Source organism: Halomonas sp. 3A7M (assembly GCF_014897875.1).
Lineage (GTDB): Bacteria > Pseudomonadota > Gammaproteobacteria > Pseudomonadales > Halomonadaceae > Vreelandella.
Window position 1 is genome coordinate 1 of sequence record NZ_JABUZD010000166.1, and the last position, 13830, is coordinate 13830.

Consider the following 13830-nt stretch of genomic DNA (forward strand, 5'->3'; position numbering starts at 1 on the left):
AATTTCAGGGCGTGGCTGTAGGTGCTGATTTATGGGCGCTTACGTAAAGCAGGTTCATCCCACTCAAAGTGCAGCCAATTGCGTTGTTCCCAGATATACATGAGACGATTGCCCCGCCTATTCAGATCATATTATGAGCCGATTATGGTTGATATTCGGCTCATGGGCTAGTGATGCAACTTTGATAGGCTAGCTATGGATCAACTAGGGGGTAACTGTGTCTACTTTAAAATCCGAATAGCGTCAATTGCGAGCCGCTTCGGATAAGATTTTGTCACTGTATGGATTGCCTCAAGCATAATGATGCACTTTTCTATGCAGCTGCCGATTTCCCCAAACAAGCAGCCATTATCGACGGTGAAGCGCACCACTACCAAGGGTGCTATTTCTGCCTAGTATGAGGTTCATCAGTTTTGGGTTAGTGAGAAATAAATGGAATATAATCTACCCACACTGGATACAAATAATCAGTTGGATCCAGTGCGCGCGCTTTATGGCATTCACTGTTGACAATGCCCGTCATAACATCTTGTTATTAACACAAGAAACCAACAACTTGGAATTGTCGACTAAAACAAAACCTATACGGTTTAAAATAAGATATTTATAAAACTCTACCTTATAAGATCATTGGGATCATCCCAGCCATCAAGATAACTATCTTTGTAAAGACCAGCTTCGAAATCGCTTAGACTACTATAATTATTAAAAATCTCTAAATGTCTTGGCCTTTTACTTTTAGTAGTATTTTTTATCATAGCGTCGAGTGTTATACGAGCTCTTTTTATACTTCCATACCTGTTATAACAATTTTCTATCAAAGAACAAAAATCATTTTCTTGAGCATATAAGCATAGAGTCCCCCTCCACCAATCATCAAACAAAAGCTCAAGTATATCTACTTCTCTATTAGAGCTAATCTCTTCTGAAGCCAAATGTTCTTGATACCTAAAATGCCCAAACGTGTAGCTGTCCGAATGAGAATCGTAAACAATAACATTACAAGGATCAATTAAATCAACAACGCAACTTTCCAACAATTTCTCATTGAAACTTTCACCAAAGTCAGATTTTATATATTTTATAATTTCGTTTTTTTGCATACTCCTTACACCTTTTCTATGCATAGAAAATGCTATTTTCTTTGCGCATCGTCTAAGCATATCACTAGTATTTTTTTGTCTATTTATTTTTTTATGAACATCATAGTCTCCAGTTAACAAACGCAATCTTTGCGAATATATTTCATTTTCTGTAGAAGGTGCATCAATACCTTTTTCTACTAATGAACAAGTTATAGTCGCTAAAAGTGGAGTTCTTATATTTTCAAATATATCTTTTTTCTCTATAGCACTAATTAATTTATTGGCTTGAGCACCATCACCAAACCATCCATTAATAAACCTTATAAGCTGAGGCTTCGTAAACGGGAGCAACGTTATACCTAAGAAACTTATATCTTTCAAATAACTTACGCAGTCTCTACTTGATACTATCAACTGAAGATTAGGCTTTTTTGACTTCAAACTAGATATTTCTAAAAGTATATTAGGAATAGTATTATACACCTCATCCAGACCATCTAGAATTAGCGTACCGCCTAGCGAAAAAATATTATTCACTTCTCGAATATTTTCTTTATTGACAATCAAACTTTTGCTCATAAGAACTAATGAGGCTATTAAATTACTTTCTAAAATATTTACACTTTCATTTGATTTTAAAAAATTGCTATATTTAGAAACCAAGCTATTGAGTGGAACATAAATAACTTCAGGCTTGTCTTTTTTAGCATACCTACTTGCATACATTTTTAAGGTTGTTGTTTTACCAACTCCTGCTCCCCCGTATATAGCAATATCATGTTTAGTTTCAAACACATCATGGGGAGAAATTGATACTCGATCCTTACCTGACGCACTAACTTTAAAGTCTATTGCTTCTTTGAGAAAGCTTTCACTGCTTCTAATGTGCGATAAAAAAGATAATGAACTTTCTATCTCTGAAAGAAAATCCTTCAAATCTAGAAAACTCATAACTCGATCATTAATATCTACAACGCCATTAAGATATTTTTCTCTTATAGATTTAACTCTATCCTCAATCATTTTAAAATCAATCTCCAGATTATACAAAGGAGCAGGTACTTTTTTATCTTTAAGAAAATTCAACTTTTCGCCAAGTGAGTTTCTTTTAGACAAGAGATCAACAAACACATCTAGCTCTTTATAAAAAACTATCGACTCTTCTTTTTTACTTATTTCAAATTTTAAATCAACACATTTATTTGAATCATAAAAATACTCAATTTCAGAAATAATTTTTGACCTTCTCTTATATTCATTTTCTTCAAGACTAAGCCTTTCAATTTTACCACTAAAGTTCAGCTGCTCTTTTTGCTCTTTAATCTTAGACTGCAACCTATTATTTAAATCTAATATTTCCTTTTCTATTGAATCAACCTCCTGAATTATACTTTTATTTTCTATGGATTCATAATCCTCCTTCCATTTTTCAAAAACACTCTCTATCTCAGACACATCTTGTGTCAATACAGAAATATTATAACTCTCTTTCAGCAATAAAATTTCTTTTCTTGTCACTTCCCATGAGTCTTCAAATATATTTATCTTATCTTTGACAAGAACAACATTTAAGTGAAGAAGAAGATTGCTATCAAAGTACCCTACAAAAAAACTTAAATCACTATAATAGTCATTAAAAATAACTTTATTCTCACTTTTGAGCGCTTGTAGCAACTCTTCATTATTATCTAGACTAGTAGAATACTGAGTTAACTTTTCCCCCATTGGAAGAAGCTTTTCAAGAAGCTCTGGCTTATAATCTCTTATATCATTGATTATTTGCACTCCATCATAAGGTCGCACCTCTATTGGCAAACCTATCATCTGAGACATTACTTCATCAAGAAACCTAGTCTTTATTTGCTCAGGACATGCTAAATAAACGAGATTAGGCTTTAAATCATTCCCTTCATTATCTTTTACAGTTGTAGTACAACACTGTCTCAATTGATGTACCAATGAAGTAAATTTCGCACCATCAAACGTTCTCTGAGAAGTGCCTATTTTTTTAGATTGAATATAAACTACAAACATTTCTTTCATAGGCGGTATACGTCGCTGAGCTATTAAATCTTTACCTTTTTCGTATGGCCCACCATTAAATTCTACTCTTTCGTAACCCATTGCCTCAAAAAGAGGTTTTAATATTTCTTTAGTAAACTCATCTTCACCTAAAGCAGCTAGTGACTCCAAAATTTTTCCCATTTCAAAACACCTAAAATCATTTTTATAGAGCTCCGATACTACTCAAAAACTGTGGATAAATTAATATATCAATAAAAATAAAAAAACCCGCCTACGGCGGGTTTATAAAGAAAAGAGCTAGCGAGTAAGTACTCACTCCCACTCAATCGTCGCAGGCGGCTTACTGCTCACGTCATAAGTCACCCGAGACACCCCTTCCAACTCATTGATAATCCGGTTGGATACCTTCTCCAGCAGCTCGTAGGGCAGGTGCGCCCAGCGGGCGGTCATGAAGTCGATGGTTTCTACTGCGCGTAGTGCGATGACCCATTCGTAGCGGCGGCCGTCGCCGACGACGCCTACCGATTTCACCGGCAGGAACACGGCGAAGGCTTGGCTGGTTTTTTCGTACCAACCGGCGGCGCGCAGTTCTTCGATGTAGATGGCGTCGGCATCACGCAGGATGTCGGCGTACTCTTTTTTCACTTCACCCAGAATACGCACGCCCAGGCCAGGGCCAGGGAACGGGTGGCGGTAGACCATATCGTAAGGCAGGCCGAGTTCGAGGCCGAGTTTGCGCACTTCGTCTTTAAACAGTTCGCGCAGCGGCTCGACCAGCTTGAGCTTCATGGTTTCCGGCAGGCCACCGACGTTGTGGTGGGATTTGATCACGTGCGCTTTGCCGGTTTTAGAGGCGGCGGATTCAATCACGTCCGGGTAGATGGTGCCCTGGGCCAGGAAGTCGACGCCGTCGATTTTGCTGGCTTCTTCATCGAACACGTCGATAAAGGTGTTGCCGATAATCTTGCGCTTGGCTTCCGGGTCGTTTTCGCCCTTCAGCTTGCCGAGGAACAGCTCTTCGGCGTCGACACGGATCACCTTCACGCCCATGTGCTTGGCGAAGGTTTCCATCACTTGGTCGCCTTCGTTTTTGCGCAGCAGGCCGTTATCGACGAATACGCAGGTCAACTGGTCGCCAATGGCTTTGTGCAGCAACGCCGCCACAACCGAGGAGTCGACACCACCGGAAAGGCCAAGCAGTACATGGCGGTCACCCACTTGCTCGCGTACGCGCTGCACTTGGTCTTCGATGATTTGTGCAGGCGTCCAGAGTTTTTCAGCGCCGCAAATATCCAGCACGAAGTGCTCAAGAATGCGCTGACCTTGCAGGGTGTGGGTCACTTCGGGGTGGAACTGCACGCCGTAGAACTGCTTCTCTTCCCAGGCCATGGCGGCAATCGGGCAGCTCGGCGTGGAAGCGGTCACGGTGAAGGTGTCAGGCACCTGAGAGACCTTGTCGCCGTGGCTCATCCATACGTCTAGCAGGCCTTTGCCGCTGTCGGTATCGATGTGGTCTTTGATGTCTTTGAACAGCGGGGTGTCGCCGTCGATTTGAATCTGGGCGTAGCCAAATTCGCGCTGGTTAGAGCCTTCCACTTTGCCGCCAAGCTGCTCGGCCATGGTCTGCATGCCGTAGCAGATACCAAACACCGGCAAGCCCATTTCGAACACGCACGCCGGTGCTCGCGGGGAATCCAACTCGGTCACCGATTCCGGGCCACCGGCCAGGATGATGCCGTTCGGGTTGTATTCGCGAATTTCTTCTTCGGTGATGTCGAAGGCGCGGATTTCGGAGAATACACCGATCTCACGCACACGGCGGGCGATCAGTTGGGTGTACTGGGAGCCGAAGTCGAGAATCAGGATCTTATGGGCGTGAATGTCACTCATGGCGGGGTCTCGGTTAAGCGGTGTGGGTGCCGCTGTTAAGGCCAAAAAGCAAGCGGCGGGGCAATGCCCGCCGCGCCATTTAACTAAACGTGCTGGTTAGCTCACCCGGTAGTTGGGGGCTTCTTTGGTGATCTGCACGTTGTGAACGTGGGATTCGTTAAAGCCAGCGCTGGTAATTTGTACAAATTCCGGCTTGGTGCGCATTTCTTCAACACTGCGGCAGCCGGTGTAACCCATGGAAGCGCGCAGGCCGCCCATCAGTTGGTGAACGATAGCGCCCATCATGCCTTTATAGGGTACGCGGCCTTCAATGCCTTCCGGCACCAGCTTCTCGGCACCTTCGCTCTTATCTTGGAAGTAGCGGTCGGCGCTGCCCTGGTTCTGAGACATGGCACCCATGGAGCCCATGCCACGGTAGGCTTTGTAGGTACGGCCTTGGTAAAGCTCAACTTCACCCGGCGCTTCTTCGGTACCGGCCAGCAGGCCACCGACCATCACGGCGCTTGCGCCAGCGGCGATGGCTTTGGCTAAGTCACCCGAGAAGCGAATGCCGCCGTCGGCGATCAGCGGAATATCGAACTCTTTGAGCGCTTCTGCCACGTTAGACACCGCGGTGATTTGCGGAACACCAACGCCTGCCACAATACGTGTGGTACAGATAGAACCGGGGCCAATGCCCACTTTAACGGCGTCTGCGCCCGCTTCAGCCAGCGCTTTGGCGGCAGCGCCGGTGGCGATGTTGCCGCCAATCACTTGAATGTTCGGGAAGTTCTCTTTAATCCAGCGCACGCGGTCGATAACGCCTTTAGAGTGACCGTGGGCAGTATCAACAATGATCACATCGACACCGGCTTCGGCCAGCGCAGCAACGCGATCCGGCGTTTCCGGGCCAGTGCCAACGGCTGCACCTACCAACAAGCGGCCATCGCTATCTTTGGCAGCCATCGGATACGTGCGGGCTTTTTCGATGTCTTGGAAAGTTACCAAACCGCGCAGATGAAACTCGTCATCGACGATCAGCATTTTCTCGATGCGGTGTTCGCGCATTTTGGCTTTGCTGGTTTCAAGGTCGGTGCCTTCCTTGACGGTAACCAACCGCTCGCGGGGGGTCATGATGTCCGCTACGCTGTCGCCGTGGTTGGGCTGGAAGCGCATATCACGCTCGGTCACAATACCTACCAGGGTTTCGCCTTCTACGACGGGGAAGCCAGAAAACCCGTTCTCACGCGCCATCGCCAGCAGGTCATCCAGCTTCGCCTTAGGGCTAACGGTGACTGGATCTTTTACAATCACGCTTTCGTGCTTTTTAACCTTACGCACTTCAGCGGCTTGCTGACTCATGGTCATGCTCTTATGGATAATGCCGATGCCGCCTTCCTGAGCCATCGCAATTGCTAGACGCGCTTCGGTAACGGTATCCATTGCAGCGGAAAGCAGCGGGATATTGAGTGAAATATTGCGGGTCAGGCGGGTTTTGAGGCTGACATCCTTGGGCAGAATATCGGAGAAGCCGGGAACGAGGAGTACGTCATCGAACGTAAGTGCTTCTTGGGCCATACGTAGCATAGCGGCAACACCCTGATAGAAGAGGAAGTGGGGCGTGGAAAGTTAATCCCCTATTATAGCGTTTTGAGGGCCTTTCCAGCAATGTGAAGAAGGTTTTCAATCCAGACCAATGGCTAATAAGCTAGGATTCTTGCGAAAACTACCCACTCGCTCACTCTCTTTTTAAGGTTGCTCTATGCCCGATACACCACAAGCGCTTTCTGTTAGTCAGTTGAATCAGCGTGCCAAACAGACCCTTGAGCGCGATGTGGGCGAAGTGTGGGTAGAGGGCGAGCTTTCCAATGTTTCCCGCCCGGCGTCTGGGCATATTTACTTCACCTTGAAGGATGACCGGGCACAAATTCGCTGTGCGCTATTTCGCCAACGGGCGCGTTTTGTATCGGCGCCTATGCGTGATGGCGATCAGGTAAAACTACGCGGCCGGGTCTCGCTGTTCGAACCGCGCGGCGATTATCAGTTGATTGCTGACGCCGTACAGGCGGCGGGCTTGGGGGAACTGCTGGCAGCGTTTGAGCGCCTAAAAGCGCAGTTGGAAGGCGAAGGTGTGTTTGCCAATACGCGCCCCCTGCCCTTTCCTCCCCGCAAAATTTTGATATTGAGTTCCGCCAGCGGCGCAGCCATTCGCGATGTATTGGCGGTACTGGCGGCGCGCTGGCCACTGGCAGATGTCACGCTGATTCCGGTGCCTGTACAAGGCAACGAGGCCGCCCCTGCGATGATTTCGGCACTGGGGTTACTGAACCGACAGGCGCGCTTAGACCCTGACCAGGATGTGGTGCTGATCACCCGCGGCGGCGGTAGCTTAGAAGACCTGTGGGCGTTTAATAACGAGCATCTAGCACGGGCGATTTTTCACTCCCGCTTGCCGGTGATGTCGGCAGTGGGTCACGAAGTGGATGTCACCCTGGCGGATTTCGCCGCCGATATGCGCGCCCCTACCCCATCAGCAGCGGCCGAGCGTTTGGTGCCTGACCAACATGCGCTTAAGCAACAATTAATCCAGGCAGAAAACCGCTTACAGCGTGCCATGCAGGCACGCTTAGAGCGGGATAGCCAACGGCTGGATACCCTGCGCGCCCGCCTTCGCCACCCAGGCGAGCAACTTGAACGTCAACGCCAGCACGTTACCGCCCTTTGTCAACGGCTGCAGCGCGCCATACAGCAAACCGTTCAGCAGCAGCAAGTGCGGGTCACCCAGTTAAGCAAACGCTTAGCCAGCCAAGACATGGTGCGCCTGCACCGAACAGAGCAAGAGCGTGTTAGTCAGCTCCAGCGCCGTTTAGCCAGCGCTATGCAGCGAGCGCTGGAAGTGCGTCAGGCACGCTTGAGTAGCGCCGCCCGTGAACTAAATGCCATCAGCCCACTGGCGGTGTTGGGGCGCGGCTATGCCATTGCCCAGGATGAAAAGGGCCATGTCATTCGCCGGGCAGAGGACACCGCGCCAGGCCAGAAGCTCTCGCTACGGCTGGGAGAAGGCAGGCTAAACGTAGAAGTAAAGCGGCGCTACAAGCAGTAGCGCTCAGCGCATCTCAATATCCAGCTCGGTGATAAAGCGGTCCCGCCGCGAAATTGCCTTACCTGCGTCATCTCCTGACAGCGTGGCACAGGCATTAATCAGGCACTCCATGGCGGCAAAATAAGCCACCATGCTGTTGGAAATAAAGCTGCTTTCATGGGGCACCAGGATAGATACCTGGGCATACTCAACCAGTGCGGAGCTGGCGTAGTCGGTTACGGCCAAGGTTTGAATGCCATGAGCCTGCGCCATCCGGCACACATCCACCACTTGGCGCGTATAGGGCTGGCAACTGGCGGCAATCAGTACGTCACCTTCGGACATCGACGCCAGCCCTTCCGCAACCCCATTGGTAGCGTCGCTAAGCAGCGCTACATCAGGGCGCAACATGCCTAACCCGTAGGCTGAGAAACTGCACAGCGCATGAAACTGACGCACTCCGTACAACCGAACCCTGGGCGCATTGATCACTGTTCGGGCGAAAGTTTCAATATCATCATGCTTCACCCCTTGCAGAAAGCGGTCGATATTGTGCTTATTTTCAGCGCATAGCTGCTCCGCCTGGACATGCAAACTGCGCTTGTCGGCAGCCAACGCGCTGGCAGCATGGTCGCGGTAAAAAGAGGCAGAAGAGGTAAAGCTCGCGCTCAGCAGAACTCTTTGTAGATCGCTGAAACGGGCATAACCGAGAGAGCGTGCCAAACGAGAAATACTCGATGGGTTGACCTCTAGCCGACGAGCTGCCGAAGAAATAGACAGCAGCACCTGATCCCCCTGAAGGTCGATCAGGCGTGCCAGCACTTCTCGCGATTTGGGGCCAAGACGTAGCTCGCTCTCGCCCCGGGCAATGCTAAGCGCCAGTTCACGCAGACCGTCAACGGTTTCCGGGGGCTGGCGCTCAGCTATCGAGTGTTTAGAGGGCGAAGAGTCAACTTGCGAAGAAGAGTTTTCCGTCATAAGCGGGTGGCGCTCCAGGGCGATCATAAAGTTGCCATGCTACACCATCCACTTCAAGACGCATGACCGCCGTGACCAGAGTATTCTCGTGATCAGGGTCGTCAGCACTCAGTCGCAGAATGGGCAGGCCGCTGGCTTGTTGATCATGCAGGATAGCCAGCGGCGCAGTCTCTCCTTCCGCTAGCAGCTGATCTCCACGCTGCTGTCGGTCTCGTGAGGAATCAGTAACCCATTGCGATGCCAGACCACTGGGGTGATACAGCGCATGATTAGCATGCACGCTGGGGGCATTTAGCGCTATCTGGGCAGCATCCCCACCACCAAACTCAATACTCATCACCTCTCGCTGCCCGCATTCGGCAAGCGAAAAATGAAAGCCGCCGCACTCATTGTAATGCTGCAGCAGTGCCACGACACCGGCCACATTGGGTTGGCTTAAAGCCGCCCGGCCTAACACCATTCTTGGCACCCTGGGCGTCACATTGAGCAAGCGCAAATTATTGACCGCCTGCACCCAGCCCTGGCGGGTAAACGCCAGCGTGTGGCCCGGTATCGAGCCGGGATAGCAGAAAGCGGTAAACCCCTCTCCCATTGCTGATGTCACTTCAGCCATAAAACAGTGGCCACGGAAGAATGGCAGGCCATCCTCATTATGCGCCACCAGCGGCGTTTCTCCGGGGAGAACCAAGGTCGTGCAGCCGTCCGGTGCATGGGCCAACAGGTCACCCCGGCAGTTCCAGGCAAATACCGCTTCAATAGGTAGGCTAAGACCTTCCGCAAGCCCCTCTAGCTCTTCCCACACTTGAGGAAAATCACGCTGCGTATTGGCTGCCATGATAGCAACAGCGTTCCGGTGAATCGGGTCGTTAATTTCAGCCCAGATAGCGCTTGGCAGCAAAAAGCGATGCACCGCATCACGCCCTGCGCGCCCAAGGGCAACGCCGATGTCGCGTGGCTGCCCATTGATAATCTGCCAGCCAATAGAGCTCGTTTGTTTAGACATGGCGCAGAAAGTCCTTCATCCGGTCATTAGGCGGGTTATCAATGACATCAACAGGGTTGGCATCAACCGCAATTTTACCGTGTTCCATAAAAATCAAGCGCGTGCCAACCTGTTTGGCGAAGGACATCTCATGGGTCACCACCACCATGGTCATCTGCTCTTCTGCCAATTTCTGCATAACATTCAGTACTTCCTGCTTAAGCTCAGGGTCAAGCGCTGAGGTAGGCTCATCAAACAGCATTACTTTGGGTTTGATCGCCAACGCCCGAGCAATAGCGACCCGCTGCTGCTGCCCACCAGAAAGCTCATGAGGATAGTGTTTCGATTTATCCCCCAGGCCGACTTTTTCCAATAGCCCCTGGGCACTATTATCAGCCGCCTTACGTCCCATTTTGCGCACATGGCGTTGGCCAAAGGCCACATTTTCCAGCGCTGTCATTTGTGGAAATAGGTTGAATTGCTGGAAGACCATGCCCGCTTCCTGGCGAATTTCGCGCAGCGTTTTGTTGCCTCCCTTAACGCTCATGCCATCAACGAGAAGGTCACCCGAGGTGATCATTTCCAGCCCGTTAATACAGCGCAACAAGGTGGATTTTCCAGAACCGGATGGTCCTATGAGCACGACCACTTCGCCACGATTGATATCCAGATCAACCTTATCAAGTACCTTAAGCGGGCCAAAGTGCTTGGACACATTCTTGAATTCTATGATGGCGCTCATAAGATCCTCATCCGCTTCTCAACGATACGCAGCAGCAGCGACAACGTGCCGGTCATAATCAGGTAGAACACGGCAACCGCCGTCCATATTTCGACTGCACGGAAGTTAGCCGCCATGATTTCCTGGCCGGTGCGCGTCAGTTCGCCGACACCGATCACAATAAACAAGGAAGTATCTTTCAGGCTGACAATGCACTGGTTACCCAGCGGTGGAATCAAGCGGCGAAAGGCGAGCGGTCCAACGATATAGACCACCACTTTCCAGCGCGGCAAACCGATAGCACGTCCTGCCTCGGTTAATCCTTTTGAAATCGACAGCACTGCGCCACGCACAATCTCAGCAACGTACGCCCCAGCATTAATGACAATCGCAAGGATTGCTGTCGTCATCGGGTCAATGCGGATATCCACCAGCACCGGCAAGGCGAAATACAGAAACATCACCTGTACAACAATCGGCGTACCTCGAATAATTTCGACGTAGATAAACGCCAGTGTATTGAGGATATAGCCGCCGTAGGCGCGCATCAGGCCAATAACAGCCCCCAGCGTAATACCACCGATCAACCCCGTTACGGTGATATACAGCGTGATTTTTGCGCCATTGAGCAACGCGGGCAAAAACCCTATAACAATCGACCAATCGATATTCATCTAGACTCTCCTGACAATCCAACGTCAGCGGAGGAAGCCCTCCGCTAGTAAATAAAATTTCAGGAGATTATTCGTTGGGCGATTCGCCGAACCACTTCGCATAAATTTCGTCGTAGCGGCCATCTTCCCGCATAGCCGCTAATGCTTGGTTAACTGGCTCGACCAGCTCGCTTCCCTTGGGAAACGCAATGCCATACTCGTGCGCCATCATCTGCTCACCCACGGCTTTTACTTGGCCGTCACCAGCGGTGGCAATGTAGTAGAGAACATTGGGCGTATCATGCATCGCGGCATCAACGCGGCCGGTGCGTAACTCCAGGTAGGCATTGTCGATATTGGGGAACTGGCGTAGCTCGGTGTCGGTGAAGTTTTCCCGTGCATAGTCAGCAGCAGAGGTGCCGGTGCGAACGGCCAGCATTTTACCTGCTAAGTCTTCAGCACTTTCGATATCACTATCAATTGGCACCATGATGCGGAAGCCGCTTTCGTAGTAGCCATCTGAAAAATCAATCACCTCGGCACGGTCTTCACGGATAGTAATCCCCGCCAGGGCAACATCTAACTGGCCAGTCTGCAGGCCGGGAATAATGCCATTGAAATCCATTGGCCTTAGTTCGAACTCCAGCTCAAGCTCTTCGGCAATCATTGTCCACATATCGATATCAAAACCGACATATTCACCGTCTTGAGCAAACTCAAAGGGCACAAAGGCAGTATCAGTGGCAACCACTAGCTTGTCTGCGGCGGCAGTCGCTGCAGTGAGAGAAAATGCAGTAGCAGCCATTAACGTGGTTAGTGTTTTCATGGAGAAGTCCTCGTGACGTCGATGTTATTGGTTATGTGTGAGTGACGTAGCGTGTAGATAACGGTGTTGTTATTGGTTTGGTTTAGATGGGCTTGGATTGGCTTTGCTGGTTTTATCTACAAGCATATCTGCAAATATAATTGCACAAATACATAAAATGACCAAATATTTTCATTTATTTTTTACACGCATACGAAACCGGGTGTCGCAAAGACACCCGGCTCATCTAGATATTTCTCTTTAAGTAAGCGTTTTTAGGCTAGATTTTTCACCAACACCTTGGATTTTCGGGCGTGGTTGTAGGCTTCGCGTTTTAGCGGCGGCAGATCATCTAAGCTTGCAGCACGGAAGCCGTGTTCGACAAACCAGTGAGCCGTGTGGGTAGTTAACACAAACATTTCGGAAAGCCCACGCTGCCGGGCGCGGCGTTCTAACGCTTCCACTAAGCGCTCGCCGCGCTCACCGCCGCGATAGTTACCGTGCACCGCGACACAGGCCATTTCCCCCACCGTGGTGTCTGGAAAAACATGCAATGCTGCACAGCCAATCACCATGCCATCACGTTCGATGACCATGTAGTCGTCGATTTCGTGCTCTAGGCGTTCCCGCGAACGAGCCACCAACATGCCACGTCGCTCCAGTGGCTCCAGCAGCTCTAGCAGGCCAGCGACGTCGTTCAACGTGGCTGGGCGCAGTTGCTCGTAGCGGTGTTGGGTGATCATGGTGCCAACGCCGTCACGGGTGAACAGTTCCCCTAACAGCGCATCGTGGTTGCGCCAGGAAAGCAGGTGGGTGCGCGCCACCCCTTCTCTGGCGGCGGTGCAGGCGGCGTTCAAGTGGCGTGCCAGCTCACTGCCCGGTAACGCCTGTTGCAGGCGCGGCTCGGCCTCTGCCGGGGAAAGCTGGCGCAATAGTGCACCGTGTTCGTCTTCAAGCCCTTCCGACTCGCCTAATAGAATCAGCTTATCCGCTTTCAGCGCGACGGCAGCCTGTTGTGCGACTTCCGAGGCATCTAAATCAAACACTTCACCTGTGCTGGAGAAGCCCAGCGGCGGCAGCAGCACCAGTGAGCCTTTTTCCAACAGCCCTTCAATAGCGCTCGAACGCACTCGGCGGACTTCACCACTGTGATCAAAATCGATGCCTTCACGCACCCCTAATGGCTTAGCGGTCACCAAGTTACCGGAAATCACGCTAAGCTCTACACCGTGTAGCGGCGTGCTAGGCAGCCCCAAGGAAAGACGAGCTTCTAGCCATAAGCGCTGGTGTGCGGCCACCTGTTCCACGTGAGCCATCACCGCTCGATCAGCTACCCAGCGACCATCCACCCGTGTTGGCTCGACACCGGCAGCCGTCAATGCGTCATGCACTTGTGGGCGAATACCAAACACCACAACTAGCCGCACCCCCAGGGTGTGTAGCAGCGCTAAATCTTGAATCAGTTGCTCTCCTCGGCCAGACGCCATGGCTTCGCCCTCAATTAAGATGACAAAGGTTCGTCCCCGGTGCGCATTAATGTAGGGCGAAGCATTACGAAACCAATCAACAAAAGGGAAGCGTGTGTCCAAGGGCCGCTCTCCGGCAGCAGGTGAATGAAAGTATCAGCGTT

Annotated in this window: 10 protein-coding genes; 1 reads left to right on the forward strand and 9 read right to left on the reverse strand. The window is 50.2% G+C overall.

The window, feature by feature from the left end; genetic code table 11:
• Positions 1–614: 614 nt before the first annotated feature.
• From INT19_RS16115 to guaB, 3 genes are all read right to left on the reverse strand, one after another.
• The gene (locus INT19_RS16115) at positions 615–3290 is read right to left on the reverse strand and encodes an NACHT domain-containing protein (protein ID WP_193061483.1); all 2676 of its coding nucleotides are present in this window, start codon (positions 3288–3290) and stop codon (positions 615–617) included.
• Positions 3291–3422: 132 nt separating this feature from the next.
• Complete coding sequence (guaA, locus tag INT19_RS16120; RefSeq protein ID WP_120387289.1) at positions 3423–5000, reverse strand: glutamine-hydrolyzing GMP synthase; 1578 nt, start codon at positions 4998–5000, stop codon at positions 3423–3425.
• A 96-nt stretch (positions 5001–5096) separates the two neighbouring features.
• Positions 5097–6566 carry an IMP dehydrogenase gene (gene guaB, locus INT19_RS16125; RefSeq protein ID WP_038481789.1) on the reverse strand — a complete coding sequence of 490 codons (1470 nt, stop codon included), beginning with the start codon at positions 6564–6566 and terminating at the stop codon, positions 5097–5099.
• A gap of 175 nt (positions 6567–6741) precedes the next feature.
• Here guaB and xseA point away from each other — a divergent pair, with 175 nt between their 5' ends.
• Positions 6742–8082, forward strand: a complete 1341-nt coding sequence (xseA, locus tag INT19_RS16130) for an exodeoxyribonuclease VII large subunit (protein WP_193061484.1) — start codon at positions 6742–6744, stop codon at positions 8080–8082.
• A gap of 3 nt (positions 8083–8085) precedes the next feature.
• Here the strand turns inward: xseA and INT19_RS16135 are convergent, their stop codons facing one another.
• The 6 genes from INT19_RS16135 to argA all read right to left on the reverse strand — a co-directional run bounded on the left by INT19_RS16135 (position 8086) and on the right by argA (position 13789).
• Positions 8086–9039: a MurR/RpiR family transcriptional regulator gene (locus INT19_RS16135; RefSeq protein ID WP_193061485.1), complete on the reverse strand. Its 954-nt coding sequence runs from the start codon at positions 9037–9039 to the stop codon at positions 8086–8088.
• Positions 9011–10042, reverse strand: coding sequence for a C45 family autoproteolytic acyltransferase/hydolase (locus INT19_RS16140; RefSeq protein WP_193061486.1), 1032 nt, complete (start codon positions 10040–10042; stop codon positions 9011–9013). Before INT19_RS16140 ends, INT19_RS16135 begins: the two co-directional genes overlap by 29 nt.
• Positions 10035–10763, reverse strand: a complete 729-nt coding sequence (glnQ, locus tag INT19_RS16145) for a glutamine ABC transporter ATP-binding protein GlnQ (RefSeq protein WP_193061487.1) — start codon at positions 10761–10763, stop codon at positions 10035–10037. Before glnQ ends, INT19_RS16140 begins: the two co-directional genes overlap by 8 nt.
• Positions 10760–11416, reverse strand: coding sequence for a glutamine ABC transporter permease GlnP (gene glnP, locus INT19_RS16150; RefSeq protein ID WP_193061488.1), 657 nt, complete (start codon positions 11414–11416; stop codon positions 10760–10762). The genes glnQ and glnP overlap by 4 nt, the downstream gene beginning before the upstream one ends.
• 67 nt (positions 11417–11483) lie before the next feature.
• On the reverse strand, positions 11484–12221 hold the full coding sequence (gene glnH / locus INT19_RS16155; RefSeq protein WP_193061489.1) for a glutamine ABC transporter substrate-binding protein GlnH: 738 nt from the start codon (positions 12219–12221) through the stop codon (positions 11484–11486).
• Between the two features lie 254 nt (positions 12222–12475).
• Complete coding sequence (argA, locus tag INT19_RS16160; RefSeq protein WP_193061490.1) at positions 12476–13789, reverse strand: amino-acid N-acetyltransferase; 1314 nt, start codon at positions 13787–13789, stop codon at positions 12476–12478.
• Positions 13790–13830: the final 41 nt, after the last annotated feature.